Annotated in this window: 16 protein-coding genes, 5 pseudogenes and 1 riboswitch; of the genes and pseudogenes, 17 read left to right on the top strand and 4 right to left on the bottom strand. The window is 43.4% G+C overall.

Annotated features, from left to right (window positions below; genetic code table 11):
• Positions 1 to 68 precede the first annotated feature (68 nt).
• From IM515_RS25160 to IM515_RS25120, 9 genes and pseudogenes are all read left to right on the top strand, one after another.
• Positions 69 to 3,428 (top strand): ribonucleotide reductase barrel domain-containing protein, encoded by a 3,360-nt coding sequence (locus IM515_RS25160; RefSeq protein WP_287629011.1) that lies wholly within the window; start codon positions 69 to 71, stop codon positions 3,426 to 3,428.
• A 62-nt stretch (positions 3,429 to 3,490) separates the two neighbouring features.
• Positions 3,491 to 3,982 (top strand): DUF29 domain-containing protein, encoded by a 492-nt coding sequence (locus IM515_RS25155; protein WP_242034693.1) that lies wholly within the window; start codon positions 3,491 to 3,493, stop codon positions 3,980 to 3,982.
• Positions 3,983 to 4,020: 38 nt separating this feature from the next.
• Positions 4,021 to 4,497 (top strand): DUF29 domain-containing protein, encoded by a 477-nt coding sequence (locus IM515_RS25150; protein WP_147069396.1) that lies wholly within the window; start codon positions 4,021 to 4,023, stop codon positions 4,495 to 4,497.
• Between the two features lie 3 nt (positions 4,498 to 4,500).
• On the top strand, positions 4,501 to 4,953 hold the full coding sequence (locus IM515_RS25145; protein ID WP_190722781.1) for a DUF29 domain-containing protein: 453 nt from the start codon (positions 4,501 to 4,503) through the stop codon (positions 4,951 to 4,953).
• A gap of 11 nt (positions 4,954 to 4,964) precedes the next feature.
• Entirely contained in the window at positions 4,965 to 5,417 is a 453-nt protein-coding gene (locus IM515_RS25140; protein WP_287629010.1) for a DUF29 domain-containing protein, read from the top strand.
• Between the two features lie 11 nt (positions 5,418 to 5,428).
• On the top strand, positions 5,429 to 5,875 hold the full coding sequence (locus IM515_RS25135; protein ID WP_287629009.1) for a DUF29 domain-containing protein: 447 nt from the start codon (positions 5,429 to 5,431) through the stop codon (positions 5,873 to 5,875).
• Positions 5,876 to 5,928: 53 nt separating this feature from the next.
• A pseudogene (locus IM515_RS25130) lies at positions 5,929 to 6,528 on the top strand (ribonucleotide-diphosphate reductase subunit beta); the annotation flags it as partial.
• A 271-nt stretch (positions 6,529 to 6,799) separates the two neighbouring features.
• Positions 6,800 to 7,314, top strand: a pseudogene (locus tag IM515_RS25125) (ribonucleotide-diphosphate reductase subunit beta); the annotation flags it as partial.
• A gap of 558 nt (positions 7,315 to 7,872) precedes the next feature.
• Positions 7,873 to 10,377, top strand: coding sequence for a plasma-membrane proton-efflux P-type ATPase (locus tag IM515_RS25120; protein WP_287629008.1), 2,505 nt, complete (start codon positions 7,873 to 7,875; stop codon positions 10,375 to 10,377).
• A 282-nt stretch (positions 10,378 to 10,659) separates the two neighbouring features.
• On the opposite strand, the gene IM515_RS25115 is transcribed toward IM515_RS25120, so the two are convergent.
• Positions 10,660 to 11,580, bottom strand: coding sequence for an NAD(+) kinase (locus tag IM515_RS25115; protein ID WP_287629007.1), 921 nt, complete (start codon positions 11,578 to 11,580; stop codon positions 10,660 to 10,662).
• Between the two features lie 595 nt (positions 11,581 to 12,175).
• On the opposite strand from IM515_RS25115, the gene IM515_RS25110 reads away from it, so the two are divergent.
• On the top strand, positions 12,176 to 12,715 hold the full coding sequence (locus IM515_RS25110) for a phycobiliprotein lyase (protein WP_002738011.1): 540 nt from the start codon (positions 12,176 to 12,178) through the stop codon (positions 12,713 to 12,715).
• Between the two features lie 87 nt (positions 12,716 to 12,802).
• Here the strand turns inward: IM515_RS25110 and thiC are convergent, their stop codons facing one another.
• The gene (gene thiC / locus IM515_RS25105) at positions 12,803 to 14,185 is read right to left on the bottom strand and encodes a phosphomethylpyrimidine synthase (protein WP_287629006.1); all 1,383 of its coding nucleotides are present in this window, start codon (positions 14,183 to 14,185) and stop codon (positions 12,803 to 12,805) included.
• Between the two features lie 8 nt (positions 14,186 to 14,193).
• Positions 14,194 to 14,290, bottom strand: a riboswitch (TPP riboswitch).
• A 337-nt stretch (positions 14,291 to 14,627) separates the two neighbouring features.
• A pseudogene (locus IM515_RS25100) lies at positions 14,628 to 14,831 on the bottom strand (IS200/IS605 family transposase); the annotation flags it as partial.
• Between the two features lie 73 nt (positions 14,832 to 14,904).
• On the opposite strand from IM515_RS25100, the pseudogene IM515_RS26250 reads away from it, so the two are divergent.
• Positions 14,905 to 15,030, top strand: a pseudogene (locus IM515_RS26250) (helix-turn-helix domain-containing protein); the annotation flags it as partial.
• A gap of 18 nt (positions 15,031 to 15,048) precedes the next feature.
• A pseudogene (locus IM515_RS25095) lies at positions 15,049 to 15,393 on the top strand (zinc ribbon domain-containing protein); the annotation flags it as partial.
• A 47-nt stretch (positions 15,394 to 15,440) separates the two neighbouring features.
• Here the strand turns inward: IM515_RS25095 and IM515_RS25090 are convergent.
• The gene (locus IM515_RS25090) at positions 15,441 to 16,616 is read right to left on the bottom strand and encodes a transaldolase (protein ID WP_002772050.1); all 1,176 of its coding nucleotides are present in this window, start codon (positions 16,614 to 16,616) and stop codon (positions 15,441 to 15,443) included.
• 208 nt (positions 16,617 to 16,824) lie between these two features.
• Here IM515_RS25090 and rpmI point away from each other — a divergent pair, with 208 nt between their 5' ends.
• The 5 genes from rpmI (at position 16,825) to IM515_RS25065 (ending at position 19,788) form a co-directional block, all read left to right on the top strand.
• Positions 16,825 to 17,028, top strand: coding sequence for a 50S ribosomal protein L35 (gene rpmI / locus IM515_RS25085; RefSeq protein ID WP_002781071.1), 204 nt, complete (start codon positions 16,825 to 16,827; stop codon positions 17,026 to 17,028).
• 31 nt (positions 17,029 to 17,059) lie between these two features.
• Entirely contained in the window at positions 17,060 to 17,407 is a 348-nt protein-coding gene (gene rplT, locus IM515_RS25080) for a 50S ribosomal protein L20 (protein WP_002739593.1), read from the top strand.
• Positions 17,408 to 17,420: 13 nt separating this feature from the next.
• Positions 17,421 to 18,377, top strand: coding sequence for a PhoH family protein (locus tag IM515_RS25075; protein WP_002772048.1), 957 nt, complete (start codon positions 17,421 to 17,423; stop codon positions 18,375 to 18,377).
• 6 nt (positions 18,378 to 18,383) lie between these two features.
• The gene (locus IM515_RS25070) at positions 18,384 to 19,352 is read left to right on the top strand and encodes a cysteine synthase A (RefSeq protein ID WP_287629004.1); all 969 of its coding nucleotides are present in this window, start codon (positions 18,384 to 18,386) and stop codon (positions 19,350 to 19,352) included.
• A 157-nt stretch (positions 19,353 to 19,509) separates the two neighbouring features.
• On the top strand, positions 19,510 to 19,788 hold the full coding sequence (locus tag IM515_RS25065; RefSeq protein ID WP_104396364.1) for a hemolysin XhlA family protein: 279 nt from the start codon (positions 19,510 to 19,512) through the stop codon (positions 19,786 to 19,788).
• The last annotated feature ends 335 nt before the right edge of the window (positions 19,789 to 20,123 follow it).

Genomic DNA, 20,123 nt, shown 5'->3' with positions numbered 1-20,123 from the left:
ATCTGATAGAATACCCTAGTACAAATAGATTAATTTGTCAAGTTTTTTAACGCCGCAATTTCCCAATTATGCAATCGAAGCCCTTGACTACTACCGTCTCCATTCACAAAAATAACGAAGTAATACCCTTTCGTTCTACCCCTTTAGCTAATATGGGCAGCCATGGAATTAGAGTGATTCGGCGCGATGGTTCCACCACAAGCTTAAATATCGGCAAAATTCGTGACGTGGTAGAGTGGGCTTGTGAAGGCAAAAAAGTCAATTCAATCGCCTTAGAAGCGGGTTTAACCACGCGCCTGCGGGATGGGATTACCACCAGGGAAATACAGGATAATTTAATTAATTGCGCCCTAGAAATGTGTAGTCCAGAGGAACCGGATTGGCGCTATGTGGCGGGAAGATTGCATATTTGGAGTCTGTGGAAAGATACCTTAGTAGTCCGGGGTTATCAGTACGGAAATTACGAGAAAACTGTCAAAACTCAAGTTAAAAATCGGCTGTACGACGAAAGGATTCTCATCTATTCCGAAGCAGAATTAAAAGAAGCTGGTTCTTGGATTAATCCCGATTGGGACATCGATTATGATTACGCCGGGGCATTGTTAATCACTAGCCGTTATTTACTCAAAAATGAGTTACCCCAAGAGGCATTATTAACCTGTTCCTTACTGCTTGCCACTGTGGAAGAACCAGCTAATAGACTCCCCTGGGCGAAGAAATTTTATCAAGGGATTGCTCAAAGAAAAATCTCTCTTGCCACCCCAATTTTAGCCAATTTACGCACTCCCAAAGGTTCCCTAACCAGTTGTTTTATCCTCTCCATTGACGACAGTTTAGAAAGCATTTTCAGCGAGATTACTAATGCTGCCCGCATCTCAAAAAATGGTGGCGGTGTCGGGGTAAATGTAAGTAGAATTCGCTCCACTGGTAGCTGGGTAATGGGGAAAGCTAATGCTTCCGGAGGGATTATTCCTTGGATTAAATTACTCAACGATACAGCTATTGCAGTAAATCAGGGAGGAAGACGCGCCGGGGCAGTAACTGTCGGTGTTGACATCTGGCATTTAGATGTGCCAGAATTTCTGGAAATGCAGACAGAAAACGGTGATCAAAGACGCAAAGCTTATGATGTTTTTCCCCAATTAGTTATCACCGATGAATTTATGCGTCGGGTGATAACTAAAGCCGAGTGGACATTAGTAGATCCCTACGAAGTTCGCAGAAAATTAGGTATAGAATTAGCGGAACTATGGGGGGAAGAATTTGAAGAGGCTTATCGTTTAGTAGAAGCTAATTTAGATCAAGAGATTCTCCTCTATAAAAAAATTAATGCCCGGGACTTATTTAAAAGTATTATGCGTTCCCAAGTAGAAACAGGAATGCCCTACATTGCTTTCAAAGATACCATCAATCGCGCTAATCCTAATAAACACGATGGCTATATCCCCGGTGTAAATTTATGCGTTGCGGGAGAAACAAAAATTCTCACTGACCGAGGACAAATAGCAATCGCTGATTTGGTGGGGGAATATGTTAATGTCTGGAATGGATTGGAGTGGTCAGAAGTATTAGTTAAAAAGACTGGAGAAAACCAGCCTTTATTAAAGGTCAATTTCTCTAACGGAGAGGCCTTAGAATGTACTTACTACCATAAGTTTTACGTTCAGAAAAACTACAAGGGAACCGTGGAAATTGTGGAGGCAAAAGACCTCAAACAAGGAGATAAATTAATTAAATATCAGCTGCCTCTCATCCAGTCAGAAAATGACCTTGACTTTCCCTACGCCTACACCGCAGGATTCTTTTCTGGAGATGGGAGTTACGGAAACAATGGAATGCCAGAAGTTGACCTATACGGAGTTAAAAAAGAGTTACTTCCCTTATTGGCTATTCGTAACAAATATCGGGGAAATGGCTCTATTGAAAAAGGTACTTTTTGGAGAAAAGAAACCGATACCCTAGGGGTATATCATGACAGTAAACAAGATCGGATCGTCTGTAAACTCCCGTTAGATATTCCCAGTAAATTTACAGTTCCTCTCAATGGTTACACAATTAAATCTCGTTTAGAATGGTTAGCTGGTTTACTTGATGCCGATGGAACAGTTGCCCGCAATGGTTCTAACGAGTCTCTCCAGATTGCTGCTGTTAACCGGCAATTTTTGCTCGATATTCGCCTAATGTTACAGACTTTAGGAGTTGATTCCAAAGTTACTTTTATGGATGACGGCGGCTATAAATTGATGCCAAATGGAAAGGGAAATTATCAAGAATATCTCTGTCAACCAAAATATCGTTTACTGATTAATTCTGTCGGACTATTTCAACTTGGTCAATTGGGACTTAAAACCCATCGCTTACAATGGACTTTAAAAGAACCCCAACGTTCGGCCACTCAGTTTATCCGCATTGAATCGGTAGAGTTAACCTGTCGTCGAGATGACACCTACTGTTTTACAGAACCCAAGCGTCATCTGGGAATGTTTAACGGCATTCTAACAGGACAATGCACCGAATCTTTTAGCAATGTCACCCCCGATAAAACTGCCCATTGCTGTAATTTAGTTAGCCTTAATTTAGCCAATATCGACAGGGAAGAAATCGAGTCTAATTGTCAAATCGCTGTCAGGATTCTCGACAATACCATCGATATCACTAATCCTCCCTTTGATAATGCTAAAAACCACAACGATAAATATCGCACTATTGGGGTAGGGGCGATGGGATTGGCTGACTGGTTAGCTAAACGGAAATTATCCTACAATAACCTGTCAGAAATTAGTAATTTATTTGAAGAAATTGGCTATTGGTGTACCTATTCCTCGATGGAATTAGCCAAAGAACGCGGTGCTTATCAAGCTTTCTTGGGTAGTGAATGGAGTCAAGGTAAATTAATCGGAGCAAAACCAGTGGCATGGTTTTTAAATAATGCGGTGCAACCGCAAAGATGGCAACAATTAGCCGAAGATATTCAACGATTTGGCATCCGTAATTCCCATATTACCGCCATTGCTCCTAATACTTCCTCTAGTTTGGTACAGGGATGTACCGCTAGTGTTTTGCCGGTTTATAGTCGCTTTTTCTACGATAAATGGGCAAAGGGAACCGTTCCCATCGCACCACCTTTTATTGAAGAAGCTTTCTGGTTTTATTCAGAGAACAAAAATCTCGAACAGCAGCAAGTGGTGAAAGCGATCGCTACTATGCAAGAATGGATCGATACGGGGATTTCTATGGAGTTATTATTCAACCTCAATGAAGGGGTTTATTTCCCCGCAGAACCCAACCGTTGTCTCACTGCTAAAGATATCTTTGATACTCTAATCATGGCGTGGGAATTGGGGTGTAAAGCGATTTATTATATCCGTACCGTACAAAAGGACAATTTTCGAGAGTCTGACGATAGTTGTTCTAGTTGCGCTAATTAAGGTTAACTTGGGTGGGCAATGCCCACCTTAATTTTTTTACATCAAAGATTAGGACTGATAAAATGAGTTTTATTGATCACCTAATCACAGCTATGGATAAGACTTTATACGAACAGGATTACTATCTCTGGATAGAGAAAACTATTCATTTATTAGAAAATAATCAGTTTTCTGAGTTGGATTTAGATAATCTCATCGAGGAGATTAAAAGTATGGGTATCAAGGAAAAACATACCTTAACAAGTTTATTGACTAGAATAATCCAACATTTGCTGCAACTCGCTTATTGGCAATCGGAAAGCCAATATAATGCTAATCACTGGAAAGGAGAAATTACTATTTTTAGAATTGATTTATGGGAAGTTCTTGATGATAATCCAAGTTTAAAGTCCTATCTAGAGAATAGTTTTGATAAATGTTATCAGTCAGCCCTTCGTATCCTAGCTAGAAAAATGGGAGTAAAAATCAATACTTTGCCTAGGGAAAAAATTCTCACTCTTGCCCAAGCTTTGGATGATGATTGGTTTCCTGAATATGAGGATAATAATAACTGATGATTTGGTTGGATTATAGTTAATTAAGGTGAGGGACTATGGAAACGAACTTATACGAACAGGATTACTATCTTTGGTTAGAGAAAACCATATCTTTACTAGAAAATCGCCAGTTTTCTGAGTTGGATTTAGAAAATTTAATTGAAGAAATCAAAGATATGTCCAGAAGAGAACGTCAGAAGTTAGAGAGTTTACTAACTAAACTCTTGGAACATTTACTTAAATTAACTTATTGGCAATCTAAGCGCGATTACAATAAAAACAAGTGGCGACGGGAGATTTTAAATTTTCGCATTCAAATAAAAAGAATTATTAGCAACAAAAAGGATGGAACTTATAATACAAACTTAGCATCTTACCTCACCGAGATTCTTGAGCAATGTTATGAGGATGCTTGCCATCTATTTGTCGAAGGTTCTGGCATCGATAAAAGACTTTTAAGTGCTACACCTATGGGAGCAATCGACCAAATTTTAGATGAAAATTGGTTTCCTGAGTTTCTCGGAGAGGATTAAGCAATGAAGAGTGATTTATACGAAAAAGATTATTATCTCTGGATAGAGAAAACCATATCTTTACTAGAAAATCATCAATTTTCCGATTTAGATTTGGATAATCTCATCGAGGAGATTAGCGACATGGGCAAAAGCCAACGACAAAGCTTAAAGAGTTATTTAACTCGGTTATTAGAACATTTGCTAAAACTGGTTTACTGGCAGTCGGAATTAGAATATAATCAAAGGGGATGGAAAAATGAAATTCGTAACTTTCGCCTAGGAATTCAACAAATTATTGAAGACAGTCCCAGTTTAAAGCCCTATCTATCGGAAATTTTCTCGCCCTGTTATCAAAATGCTCGTAAATTATTTCTGGATCTATCTGGAATGGCTGAAAATTTGGTCAGTTTAGCTCCAATTTGCACTATAGAACAGGCTTTAAATGAGGATTGGTTTCCTGAAATATCAAAATAATGGGGATAATTATGGAAAAGAACTTATACGAAAAAGACTACTATCTCTGGCTAGAGAAAACCATATCTTTACTAGAAAATCATCGGTTTTCTGATTTAGATTTAGAGAATTTAATTGACGAAATTAGTAGCATGGGTAAAAGTGAGAAACGAAGTTTAGAAAGTTATTTAACTCGGTTATTAGAACATTTGCTGAAACTAGCTTACTGGGAATCGGAATTAGAATATAATCAAAGAGGATGGAAAAATGAAATTAGGAATTTCCGTCGTGCCATAAAAAGAATTATTGCCGATAGTCCCAGTTTACAGCCTTATCTCATTGAAATTTTTGATAACTCTTTTCAAGAAGCTCGTATTTCTTTTATCGAATTATCGGGAATGGCTGAAAATTTGGTCAGTTTAGCTCCAATTTGCACTATAGAACAGACGTTAAATGAGGATTGGTTTCCTGAAATATCAAAATAATGGGGATAATTATGGAAAAGAACTTATACGAAAAAGATTACTATCTCTGGTTAGATAAAACCATTAATTTACTAGAAAATCATCAGTTTTCTGATTTAGATTTAGAAAATTTAATTGACGAAATAAAATCTATGTCTATCAATCAACAGAAAGCATTAAAAAGCAATCTGACTGTGATTTTATGGCATTTACTAAAATACTTACAAGAGCCAGAAAAACAAACCAGAAGCTGGGCATTAACCCTTTTTGAGCATCGCGAAAGAATCGAAGAAGATTTAGAAAATAGCCCTAGCCTTAAGATTTTTTTAACAGAAGAAAATTTTAAAAAATGCTATAACAAGGCCAGAAAAAAAGCCGCTATTGAAACAGGGATAAACCTAGAGAAATTCCCGAAGGATTGCCCATTTACTTTGGCAGAAGCCCTAGATTTTGAATTTATTCCTAATCAAACCATTTGACTTTTTACCGAAAACCTACTATAACCTAAAAGTGCCATAATATCCAAGTAATCATGTCCTTACATTTAGTTAATTCTTGCCATTCGATGCCCATTTCCCCGATCTTCAATCCGGCGGGAGATGATGCGATCGAAAACCGTTCGATCTGGTTTGGTAACACCACCAACCTGATGCAATTAAACGATGTCCGCTACACCTGGGCGGTGGGTTTATATCAACAAATGCGGGAAAATTTCTGGATCCCGCAACGCTTAGATATCACTCAAGACGTGACTGAATACGGGCATCTTACCGACGAAGAAAGATATGCTTATGATGGTATTTTGTCCTATCTAACTTTTCTTGATTCCGTGCAAACCTGTAATATTCCCCACCTCAAAGGTAGCGTCACTGCGCCAGAAATTAGTCTTTGTATGGCGGAACAAATTTCTCAAGAAGCCATGCACAATCAAAGTTATCAATACTTAATTGAAACAATTATTCCCTCGGATCGCAGAGGTGAAGTTTATGACTTTTGGCGCACCGATAAAGTTCTCAAGGATCGCTGTCAATTTATTGCTAGTCTCTACCAGCAATACATCGACAAACAAACTACTGAAAGCTATTTTATCGCCCTTCTTGCCGATTATTTACTGGAGAGTTTGTATTTTTATAACGGGTTAAATAATGAGGTAGCCCACTAGCATCGTGAGGTGTTAGTTAAAACTCGCCAAATTGCTGGGAAGCCCTAAAGCCCTTAGGCCAAAGCGAAGTCTGAAAAGATAAGCGTAAAGGAGCGAGAGCAGAAAAAAGTTAAGGGATTTAATAAAAGCCGTAAGGCAGCTATTAAAAACAATGGGTAATCAGCAGCCAAGCCTCTATTTTAAAGGGGAAGGTTCAACGAACAGAGGGTGAGTATCTTCTTGGTAAATACGCTATAAAAGGTTCAAGAAGATAATGGTATGTTCTAGCCCCACTCTGAAAGGATGGGTAGTTGCGTCATCTTTTTCTATAATCTCGCTTCTCGACAGCTAATGTCCGGTAGTGCTGATGTTTTCAAAATGATCAACCGGGACGAATTAAGTCACGTCCGTTTGTATCAGAAACTTATTCCCGAAGCCATGGCAACTTTTCCCCATTCTGTTGAACAGATTTATGAGATGTTCGATACTGCCGTTAAACACGAATGTCGCTGGACAAATCACATTGTTGGCAACGACATTTTAGGTATTACCGAATACAGTACCGAACAGTACACCAAATACCTCGCTAATATTCGACTGAAAGCGATCGGACTTGAGCCTTTATACAGGGAAGAAAAGTATAACAAAAGTCCCTATAACCATCTGGAACGCTTCTCCGATACCAAAAAAGAAGGCCACACCAAAGCGAACTTTTTTGAAGCAACCGTTACCAGTTATGTTATGTCTTCTGGCTTAACTGGATGGGATGAAATTTAAAATTTACGGGACAAAAATGACCCAAATCATTACCATAAAGTGGCAATTTTGTCAAAAAATTGACAAAATTTAGCAGCCTTTATATAAAAGGAAGAAATTAGTGCTAATTTCTTCCTTTTTTTGCTTAGGTAATACTAAATCTGGTTATTAAAGACTGATTATTTATTCCCCCTCTTGCCCCCGACCCCCCCGATGTCGGGGGGGGCAGGGGGGGGTTGCCTTTTGCCCTTTGCCTCTTGTATGAGTGCCTCTTGTATGAGTGCCTAAGTGGGTGGGTGGAATTAAATATAAGATGAACGTAGGTTGGGTTGAAGCATGAAACCCAACGCCCGCATAGTTTACGCTACCGCTAACCCATCCTACAAATAATTGTGCCTCCCTACTTATCTTCACTAGAAAATTTATTTGGCACGACTACTTATTGTCATCGAAATCACATTTAACCCGAACTGACCTGAGAAAATTATAAAACTAGAGATCATTTGCAAAAGTTGCCCTAGAATGAAAGCGTTGAAAAAGCCGAGCAATTACTGTATATTGCTGAAAAATTAACCAGAGATGACCAATACTACCGATAAACCGACCAACGATCTCTCAAAAATCTCCATGCGAGATTTAATGATCCAACTGAAAACATCTCCCGATGGTCTCACCACCAGTGAAGCAAAAAATCGCCTCAATAGCGACGGTTATAACGAGATTGCCGAGAAAAAAGTCAGCCCCCTGATCAAATTCCTTTCCTACTTTTGGAATCCCTTTTCCTGGATGATCGAAGCGGCGGTAATTTTTTCCGCCCTCGTCGGTGATTGGGTGGACTTCGTGATTATCGCCATTCTACTGGTGGCTAATGGTTTGATCGGCTACTTCGAGGAAAAAACCGCCGGGGATGCGGTGGCTGCCCTGAAAGCGCAACTCGCCCTCAATGCCGATGCCAAAAGAGACGGCAAATTTGTTTCCGTCCCCGCTAGGGAATTAGTACCAGGAGACGTGATCCGGATCCGGATCGGCGATGTGCTGCCGGCCGATGCCCGACTGCTGCCGGGGGATCCCCTCAAAATCGACCAGGCTGCCTTAACGGGGGAATCCTTACCCGTGGATCGCAGTTCTGGCGAACAATTGTACTCAGGTTCGGTGGTGAAAAAAGGTCAAGCTGAGGCCCTAGTTAACGGGACCGGCAGTAATACCTTTTTTGGTCGTACCGCTAAACTGGTAGCCAGTACCGAAAACGTCAGCCATTTCCAGAAATCAGTTCTCAAAATCGGTGACTTTCTCATCGTCATTGCCCTGATTTTAATCGCTATTATCGTTGTTTACCGTCTCTATAACGGTATTGTCGATAAACAGGGCGTAGAAGTGATCCGCTTGCTGAAATTCTGCCTCGTTCTCACCATTGCTTCTGTTCCCGTCGCCTTGCCCACAGTTCTTTCCGTCAGTATGTCGGTAGGGGCGAAGGCACTAGCGGATAAAAACGCCGTGGTGACACGCTTGGCGGCGATCGAGGAACTAGCGGGCATGAATATGCTCTGTTCCGATAAAACCGGCACTCTCACCCTTAATCAACTGAGTTTAGGTGATCCCTACACCCTGCCGGGGATCAGCGCCGAAGATCTGATCCTCACCGCTTCCCTCGCTTCCCAAACTAGCGATGATGATCCGATCGATAAAACTATTCTCGCCGGTTTGAAAGATGCCACGGTACTCGATCGCTATCAAGTCACCCACTTTACCCCCTTCGATCCCGTCGCTAAACGTACCGAAGCCGATATTACCGCCCCCGATGGTCAGACTTTTAAAACCAGTAAGGGCGCACCGCAGGTAATGCTCGATCTAGCCTACAATAAAGAGGAAATCGAAGGGCCGGTGAATCAAATCATCGAAGATTACGCCAAAAAAGGCTATCGCGCCCTAGGAGTGGCAAAAACCAACCCCCAAGGTCAATGGCAATTCTTGGGCATTATTTCCCTATTCGATCCACCACGGGTTGATTCCCAATTAACCCTACAAAGCGCCCTAAAATTAGGGGTTCCCGTCAAGATGATCACGGGGGATCAGGTGTTAATCGCTAAGGAAACCGCCCGACAATTGGGTTTAGGTAACAATATCCTCGATGCCAAAATTTTTCGGGAAGTCCCCCCCAATCAGCTAGGAACCCTCGATGAACAGATTCTCGGCGCCGATGGTTTCGGGCAAGTGTTCCCGGAGGACAAATATCATATCGTCGATGTCTTGCAGAAAACTAATCACATTGTCGGTATGACCGGAGATGGGGTCAACGATGCGCCGGCGCTGAAAAAAGCCGATGCGGGGATTGCGGTTTCCGGGGCGACGGATGCGGCCCGGGCGGCGGCCGATATAGTTCTCCTTACCCCCGGTTTATCGGTAATCGTCGATGCAATTAGGTTAAGTCGTCAGATTTTTGAGCGGATGACCAGTTATGTTCTCTACCGGATCATCGCCACAATTCAGATTCTCGTTTTTACCACTTTGGCGATTCTGTTCTTTAATTCCTACCCGATTACGGCAATTATGATCGTTTTCTTAGCAATTCTTAACGATGGAGCGATCATGACGATCGCCTACGATAATGCCAAGATATCGAAAGTACCCCAAGCTTGGGATATGCCGAAAGTTCTCACCATTGCTTCGGTTTTGGGCGTGGTCAACGTCATTGCCACTTTTCTGGTGTACTATCTAGCGGGCCGGGTATGGGGAATGACTCCTGACAAGGTGCAAACCTATATTTTCCTCAATATCGCTCTCTTAGGGATGATGACTCTCTATTCGGTGCGGGCAAAAGGTGCGTTTTGGTCCTTGGCCCCTGCTAAACCTCTAGCGATCGCTACTGGCATCTCGGTCATTATATCTTCGCTGATCTCAATGTTCGGAATCCTGATCGCCCCGATCGGTTTTGAGGGAGTGGCAAAAAGCTGGCTCTATGCCCTAGTCTGGTTATTGATTATCGATCGAGTCAAATTGGCTCTCTATTCGATTTTTAATCATCGCAAGGCAGGTTTAGGCAACACCTATCAATCCACTTGGGAGAATTTAAAAACTCGATCGTAGTCCCTATCCTGGGGAAAACCAAGCTCATCAGGCACTTTCCCCAGAAAATTTTTTTCAGCAAACTCTAATTAGGGTCTGCTGAAAAAGTACGGGCGAAGCATTCGGATAGAAAATCTCCGGTTTCACCGATAGGTTATTACCCGAATGCTTCGCCCCTACAGGACGCGGGCCGATGAAGACGCAAGGTTTGGAAGCACGATTCTCTCAAAATCTTGCACCTGTTTCGCCAGAAAAGCCACAAAACCCTTACCTTGCCTACATTTCACATTTATTCAGCAAACCCTAATTATGACGATTGCCATCATAATGAATTCTCGCCCCGGCCCATTGCAATTTTTCCTGTAGAGTCTGATAAAAAGAATAACTTTCCCGCAGGATAATAAATTGGGCGAATTTTTCGGCTTTGGTAACTCCCACCCATTGCCCGGGCCAAATGGAAGTGGCTAAAGCACCATCCATCCAGAGTTTAGTATTTAATTCGTAGTCTCCTAGAGGCCAAATACTCACCAGAGATGCTGGGGGAATGACAATCGGCCGACTGGAGAGACTCAAGGGACAAATCGGGGTGACAGCGATCGCTTCCATGCCGGGGTGTATAATCGGACCATTAGCGGAAGCGGTGTAACAGGTAGATCCCGTGGGAGTAGCCACTAATAAACCGTCTCCTTGGTACTGATCTACTACTTCCCCGTCCACTTCGATTTCGAGGATTGAGGTGGGCATCCTATCGATACTAGCGGGTTTCACACACATCTCATTCAGGGCATAAAATGCCTCGCTCACTGGCTGCGGGTTTCTTTTATCCCCTTCATAGATTCTGGCCGTTAACATCATCCGTTGTTGTACCGCATAGTGATCGGATTGTAAACGCTCCCAGACCGTCTCCGTATCTTGGAAAATCTCCAAAGGTTCCGTTAAAAATCCCAGATGGCCGCCAACATTCACCGCTAGAATTGGAATGTCTTCGTGAGCTAAATAGCGAGCGGCGGCTAAAATGGTTCCATCTCCCCCCAAAACGATGGCAAGGTCGATTTTTCCCGATGCTGAGGCTAAAAATACCGGATAGGGATTATCTTTAAAGCCACTGGGTCCCATTAAAACTTTACACTGACGGGCTTCTAACTGTTTAGCGCATTTTTCCGCCCATGCTTTACTTTGGGGATGGTTGGCCTTATGAGCGATGATGACTTGTTTTAACTGCACAGAGTTGAGACCTTGTTCGGAGGTTCTATTTTTTAACAATACCAAGACTGGGCAGATCGAGTGACAAGTAAAAAGTAAAAAAGGGGTTGGGGGAAGAACCTCGGCCTGACTGTAGCCAATTTGACAGAATTAATCGATAGATAAGGGTAGATGGAATTAACTAGGGTTTGCTGAAAAAGTACGGGCGAAGCATTCGGATAGAAAATCTATGGTTTCACCGATAGGTTATTGCCCGAATGCTTCGCCCCTAAAGGACGCGGGCCGATGAAGACGCAATGTTTTGAAGGACGATTCTCTCAAAATCTTGCACCTGTTCCGCGAGAAAAGCCACAAAACTCTTACCTTGCCTACATTTCACATTTATTCAGCAAGCCCTAACTAGGATAAGCTGGCAGGTTTTAGCAATCTTATCTCGTTTTTTCCCTGTAAATGCTGTATCTGTGCGGCTTTTTCCCAATTATCTCCCTCAACACCCCTACCACTTAATTTCCATGCAGAGTTATAATTGTATTAAGATGTGTAACAATTCTCTGGCAAACTCTTGACAAAGGATAACAAATCTGCTCTCCCAAAAAACAGGAAAGGTTTTATTTCTATGACATTGATTCAAACCGCCCAATTATCCCTAGAAACTTTGGCTTTAGCCTTTTTTAAGCAGACAGAAGGACGCTGGCAATCCCAGAGACGTTATTACACCCTCACCCAAGAAACGGAACCCCAAGAAGTTATCAGCGCCATCGAGATTAAATATTTACCCCAAGGCAGCGAACCACTAATTCAACTGGCCCGTTTACATAATCTGGAAGATACAACTTTATTAGGTGGCACGGAAGTGACTTGGCAAAGTAATTATCTCCGTCCCCAGAGTAAAAAACCCTCCAACGGTTCCACCATATTCGGTATTTTAGATAATATTCTCTATCGCGATCGGGGATTTGCGACGGATAAACCCGTTAGTGCTATTTATACCTTTCCTAACCCCTCTACTCTCTGTCTGAGAACAGAATACGCCGGTTCTGTCTTTGAAGAAGAAATTAAACTCATCGGTCAACAATATCGCACTCGACAAACTATTATCTCTCGCGCCGGTCAGGAATTGATGATCGGTCAATATCTAGAAAAACGGGTCAATTAGTCAAAAAAATGGCGGCTATTCCCATAATTTTGACTTTTATCCTAGGAATAGGGCTGAAATCAAATCAGCCCTTCCCATAACTCCCCTTTAAACTGGGGTTAAACTGTCTTGATTCTGACTAGCGAGAAACTTCTCTAATTCCGTAATTGCATCGGCATCGACCTTAGTTTGCATCGGACAGAATTTCGGTCCACACATCGAACAAAACTCCGCAGTTTTATAGATATCTGCGGGTAAAGTCTCATCGTGGTATTCCTTAGCGCGATCGGGATCCAAGGATAACTGAAATTGACGATTCCAATCGAAATTATAACGAGCAATGGAGAGTTCGTCGTCACGATCGCGCGCTCCAGGGCGATGACGGGCGATATCCGCCGCATGAGCCGCTATTTTGTAGGCAATTAAGCCATTTCGCACATCTTCAGCGTTGGGTAAACCGAGATGTTCTTTCGGGGTGACATAACATAACATCGCCGTCCCGTACCAACCCGCCAGAGCCGCCCCGATCGCCGAAGTGATATGATCGTACCCTGGGGCAATATCGGTGACAAGGGGACCGAGAACATAGAAAGGTGCTTCGCTACACTCCTCCATTTGTTTTTTCACATTAAATTCAATTTGGTCCATAGGAACATGGCCCGGTCCTTCCACCATCACCTGTACATCGTGTTCCCAAGCGCGGCGCGTTAGTTGGCCGAGGGTTTTCAATTCCGCTAATTGGGCTGCATCGGAAGCATCGTGGGTACAACCGGGACGTAGGGAGTCCCCGAGACTAAAAGAAACGTCATAACGCTGGAAAATCTCGATAATTTCGTCGAAATGGGTATAGAGAGGATTTTGCTTGTGGTGGTGTAACATCCACTTAGCAATAATACCACCCCCCCGGGAGACAATCCCGGTCAGACGGGTTTTGACTAAAGGTAGGTGTTCGATGAGGATTCCCGCGTGAATCGTCATATAATCTACCCCTTGCTGGGCGTGTTTTTCGATAATGTGGAGGAAATCTTCGGGGGTGAGTTTTTCAATATTGCCGTGAACGCTTTCCACCGCTTGATAGATGGGTACAGTACCGATGGGGACAGGAGAAGCATTGATAATCGCGGTGCGAATTTCGTCCAAATTACCGCCACCGGTGGAGAGATCCATCACCGTATCGGCACCGTATTTGACCGCTAGGTGTAATTTTTCCAGTTCTTCGTTAATATTCGAGGAGTTAGGGGAAGCCCCGATATTAGCATTAACTTTACACTTAGAAGCAATACCGATCGCCATCGGTTCGAGGTTGAGGTGATTGATATTAGCGGGGATAATCAGTCTTCCTCGGGCGATTTCGCTGCGAATCAATTCGGGAGAGAGATTTTCCCGTTTTGCCACATACGTCATCTCTTCGGTAATTATCCCCTGACGGGCGTAGTGCATTTGCGATACATTTGCTTGTCCGCGCCGGGGGGCAACCCATTCTTGTCTCATAATTTTATTTCCTCTGTAAACAGCTTCCCTACGCTGGAATTACCCAGTCTCAGGTTCTAAGGGTCTTTCTCAGCCTGATTGCCTCAGACACCCCTAGCTATGACGGCAATTCTATCACTGTTGAGGACTGAGGAGATCAAGCTTAAGATTTTTGTTTGATTAGGCAGTTAAGCTAAAACCCACTTAAGTAGGGAGGCACAATTATTTGTAGGATGGGTTAGCGGTAGCGTAACATGAGCGAGCGTTGGGTTTCATGCTTCAACCCAACCTACGTTCATCTTATATTTAATTCCACCCACCTACTTAGACCACCTCAAATAGAAATAGTAATTTTAGAAAAATCCCCGGTGATTCAGAAGCAGTTCCCTATCTCAAGGTCGCGAGAGGACTCCCGTTAAACCGCTACGCGGTTAACTGGATATGAATCGCCACCAGAATGAAACTAATGCGGTAGGGTTTCCACTTTCCGGGAGTTTTGGTTCTCGACGTATTTTTTTAGTTGTTCGACGGTAACGCCGCCACAACTGGCCACGAAATAAGCTCCCGTCCAAAAATAGGGTTTGTTGTCGAAATACTTTGCCGCTTACGGAAATTCTTTTCTAATTAAGCGACTACTAACTGTTTTAAGGTTAGCGATTAGTTTGGTTCATGATTGTAATTAGTTGATATACTAGGCAGTAAGTGTTATAATTTAACTATACATCACGAAACTAACGACAGTGATAACGCTTACCTACCAGTACAAACTAAAGGTAAACAGGCAACAGGAACGGGAGATCATCCACATTCTTAATGTTTATAAGAGCGTTTATAATTACGCTCTTTCAGAACGGAAAGATTGGTTAAACTCTCGAAAGTGTCTTATCGTTAGAAAACAATCTCTAGATTCGGGTATCGGTAGTTTTATTAACGAGATACTACCGTTTGTTGTTTGGAAACGGGGAAAATATTATCTTAAAGTCGATAAAAACGGAACTTCCCAGGAGTGTCCGAATTGTGGCGCAATTACTGGCAAAAAAGCGTTATCGGAAAGAGTTCACCGATGCGATTCTTGCGGCCACATCGAACCGAGAGATACGGCATCGGCGAAGGTAATCGAGAACCGAGGAAAAAACGCGGTCGGGCTGACCGTGTTAGAAAACGCTTGCGGAGGCGGTCTGGCGGGGGTCGTTCAGTTAAACCTGTTTGATCTAGTCAAGAGCCTATGAACCAAGAATCCCCCGCTAAACCGCTCGCGGGGTTTAGCGGGGGAGAGTCAAGCTTCCACTAAACGAAAGGCTGCACCTAAACCGACAGCGATCTCATCGGGAGAAATTTTCCCATCATGGTTAATATCGATCGCATCGAATACCGCATCGGTTCCCGCCCATTCTTCCCGGGTGATGAAACCATCCCCATCATGATCATAGACTCGGAAAATATCTTCGGCGGCGTGTTCTAGGGTTGACTGACCTTCCAACTGGGTTAAACGTTGAATCAGCAATTGTTCCAACAATTCTAAAGCTTTGGTAAAACCTTGAATACCTTCCGCTAGTTTTTCAGAAGCCATGGCATCTTCGGCGTGCATTTTCTCAAAAGTCGCTTTATCCATGGCAATTTTGACAATATCAAGGGTTGCAGCCAATGCTGGATCGAGCTTACGGGGTAAATCGGCTTCTGTCTCCTGCAATTGCTCGAGCAGTTTCGGGGAAATGGTTAAAAGATCACAACCGGCTAACTCGCGAATTTCACCGATATTGCGGAAACTTGCCCCCATAACTTCGGTTTTATAGCCAAACTTTTTATAGTAGTTATAGATCTGGGTGACGGATTGGACCCCGGGATCTTCAGCGCCAACGTAGTCTTTACCGGTTTCTTTTTTATACCAATCGAGAATCCGACCGACAAAGGGAGAAATTAAGGTTACTCCCGCTTCTGCACAGGCGATCGCCTGATGAAAACCGAATAATAGGGTTAAATTACAGTGAATTCCCTCTTTTTCGAGGACTTCTGCGGCTTTAATCCCTTCCCAAGTCGAGGCAATTTTAATTAAGACTCTTTCTCTAGAGATACCCGCTTGTTCATACTGGGAAATGAGATAACGGGCCTTGTCGATGGTAGCTTGGGTATCGTAGGAAAGACGAGCATCCACTTCGGTGGAGACTCGGCCGGGGACGATTTGCAGGATTTGCAGACCAAAACCGATCGCTAGGCGATCGAAAGCTAATTTGGCCACATCTTCCGGGGTGGCCTGCTCTCCTAATTCTTTTCTGGCCGCTTGCAGGGTTTGATCGACAATCGGCTGATATTGGGGCATTTGGGCCGCGGCCGTAATCAGGGAGGGGTTAGTGGTGGTATCTTGGGGGGTAAAAGCTTCGATCGCTTGGATATCGCCGGTATCGGCAACAACCACTGTAAATTGGCGTAATTGTTCTAGTAGGGTTTTAGCCATAACTTCTCCAGATGCGTGTTAACACGAGACTTCATCCACATCTTAGCGATTCGATCGAGAGGAAGGGGAAAATTCCCGATTGATTTAATTCCTACCCACAGACCTGGCCAAAGTCGGGATAAGCTGGGAATCTTTTGGCCACTCCTTGCCCAAAGTCCTTTATTTGTGATAGTATTAGTGATTGTGTCGATTTAACAAAACGGAGTTTATGCCCAAGCTAAAAACGCGAAAGGCGGCGGCCAAACGATTCGAGGCCACGGGAAGCGGCAAAAAAATCAAACGTCGCAAAGCCTTCAAAAATCACCTACTCGATCATAAAAGTGCCGAACGCAAGCGCCGTCGTTTGTCCCAGATTACCTTGGTACACGAGCGCGACGAGAAGGAAGTGCGCTTAATGTTGCCCTATTTGTAAGTTTTCCAGAAAAATCGTCTAAAGGATTATCATGTCTAGAGTAAAACGGGGGAATGTCGCCCGCAAGCGACGTAAAAAAGTTCTCAAATTAGCCAAAGGTTTTCGCGGTTCTCACTCGCGCTTATTCCGTACAGCTAACCAACAGGTAATGAAGGCCTTGCGGAATGCCTATAGAGACCGTCGCAAACGGAAACGCGATTTTCGTCGTCTTTGGATTACCCGCATTAATGCCGCTGCTCGTCAACAGGGCATCAGTTACAGCCAACTGACCGGACAATTAAAGAAAGCTAATATCCTCCTTAATCGGAAAATGTTAGCCCAATTAGCTGTCCTCGATCCCGTCGCTTTTGCTAAAGTGGTAGAAACAGCCAAAGGATAATTTAGCCCCAAGCATGACGGAAACTTGGCAAACGATTCAATTCCCCAGTTCAGAAAGTGCGATCGCTTTAGCGGGTCATCAAGAAGCTAACCTCAAATTGATAGCCAGGCAAACTGGGGCGAATTTAGTCCTCAGAGGCATGGAATTGCGGATTGCGGGGCAACCAACCCCCGTGGAGCGTGCCACAGCGATTGTACGCTCCTTAAGTATTTTATGGCAAGAGGCCAAGTTAATCGCCGAAGCCGATATTATGACCGCTATCCATGCCCTCGATACGGGGCGTTCTAGCGAGTATAAAGAACTACAGCAGGATATTTTGGCTCGTACCCGTCGCGGGGAGCTAATTCGGGCGAAAACCTTCCGTCAGCGTCAATATATCCAAGCGATTCAAAGTCACGATATCACCTTTTGTATTGGACCGGCCGGCACGGGAAAAACCTTTTTAGCCGCCGTTTTAGCCGTACAAGCTTTATTAGAAGATAAAGTAGAACGGATTATCCTCACCCGGCCGGCCGTGGAAGCGGGGGAAAAATTAGGCTTTCTCCCGGGGGATTTACAGCAAAAAGTCGATCCTTTTTTGCGTCCCCTCTACGATGCTTTATACGAATTTATCGAAGCGGCCAAAATTCCCGACCTGATGGAACGGGGTAAAATCGAAATCGCTCCCTTAGCTTATATGCGGGGACGAACCCTAGCTAATGCTTTTGTTATTGTTGATGAGGCCCAAAATACCACCCCAGCACAGTTAAAAATGGTCTTAACGCGCTTGGGATTCGGTTCGCGCATGGTGGTAACTGGAGATGTCACTCAAACCGATTTACCGCAACAACAGGAATCGGGGTTAATTGCCGCTCAAAAAATCCTAAAATCAGTAGAAGGGATCGCTTTTTGTTACCTATCCCGGGCCGATGTGGTGCGTCATCCCCTAGTACAAAAAATCGTCTCAGCCTACGAACAGCACGAAAAATAACAGATTATGGATATTAAACATGGTTTCGTCGATGCGGTGGGTAATACTCCCCTAATTCGTCTCAATAGTTTTAGCGAGGAAACCGGCTGCGAGATTCTCGGTAAGGCCGAATTTCTTAACCCCGGTGGTTCGGTCAAGGATCGGGCCGCTTTATATATTATCCAAGAAGCGGAAAAAGCCGGTACTCTCCAACCGGGGGGAACCGTTGTCGAAGGAACCGCCGGCAATACTGGCATCGGTTTGGCCCATATCTGCAATGCTAAAGGTTATAAATGCCTGATTATCATTCCCGATACCCAATCCCAAGAGAAAATCGACCTCTTAAGAACCCTTGGTGCGGAAGTGCGTACTGTTCCCGCCGTTCCCTACCGAGATGCCAATAATTACGTTAAATTATCGGGGAGAGTGGCCAGGGAGATGGAAAATGCTATCTGGGCCAATCAATTCGATAATCTGGCTAATCGTCGCGCTCACTACGAAACCACCGGCCGGGAAATCTGGGAACAAACCGACGGTAAAATTGATGCTTGGGTGGCTGCCACGGGAACTGGGGGAACCTACGCGGGGGTGGCGATGTTTTTAAAAGACCAAAATCCCCAGGTGCGTTGCGTGGTGGCAGATCCGATGGGTAGCGGTTTATATAGTTATGTGAAAACTGGGACAATTACCCTGGAAGGTAGTTCAATTACTGAAGGGATTGGTAATAGTCGTATTACGGCTAATATGGAAGGCGCACCCATAGACGATGCCATTCAAATTGATGATCCCACTGCCATTAAAGTTGTTTATCAACTATTACAAAAAGATGGTTTATTTATGGGGGGTTCTGTGGGTATTAATGTTGGTGCTGCGGTAGCTTTAGCTAAACAAATGGGACCAGGCCACACTATTGTTACTGTTCTTTGTGATGGTGGGGCCCGTTATCAATCTCGTTTATATAATCCTCAATGGTTGGCTGAGAAAGGATTGGCTTAATCAGGAATTATCGGCTCATAAATTAGTGGAGATAATGGGAGGGGGAGGGCAACAATGAGGGAAGGCAGCAAGGGAAAATGAGGCACGATTTTGGGCAAGCAATTAAGACAAGATAGATAACAATACTGATAACTATCATTATTAGGAGAATCATCAGATGTCAGTTACTATTGAACAGGATCTCAAAGAAATTTTAGGTTCAATTAATCAGAAGTTGGATAATCTACAAAAAGATGTTATGGATATTAAAATAGTACAGGCGAGATTAGAGGAAAAATTCGATAGTTTAGAAAAAGATATTGAAGGAGTAAAAGAAGATACAAAAGAATTAAAAGGCTCTCAGAAAGCCCAGATTTGGACGTTAATCGGCATCTTGGGAACAGCTTTAATAGGAACAGTGATTCGCTATATTATTCTCCCTTTTACTCAATCATAATTAAGACAATGAATTTTGAACCGCCTTCTGCAACAGTTATTCCTCAAATTGCAGAAAATCACTGTAAGGGCGAAGCATTTGGGCAATAACTTATCGCTGAAATCCTAGATTTTTTATCCGAATGCTTCGCCCCTACCCATCAATTTCCCATCTACCACGCACCACGCCACCACGCCCAACCTACAACCTAACCTAACCTACGGCTGATTGAGCAGAATCAGGCAGTTTAGGTGATGGCACGTTTTTAGGCAGATGAATTGCATCATTCAACCTTTATTTTATCTCAGAGAATAAAGAGCGTAGGTTGGGTTGAACGATAGTGAAACCCAACACTT

The organism is Microcystis sp. M44BS1, assembly GCF_020244875.1.
Classification (GTDB): domain Bacteria; phylum Cyanobacteriota; class Cyanobacteriia; order Cyanobacteriales; family Microcystaceae; genus Microcystis; species Microcystis panniformis.
The sequence above is the reverse complement of the archived record's forward strand: the minus strand, read 5'-3'. Positions and strand labels throughout refer to the sequence as shown.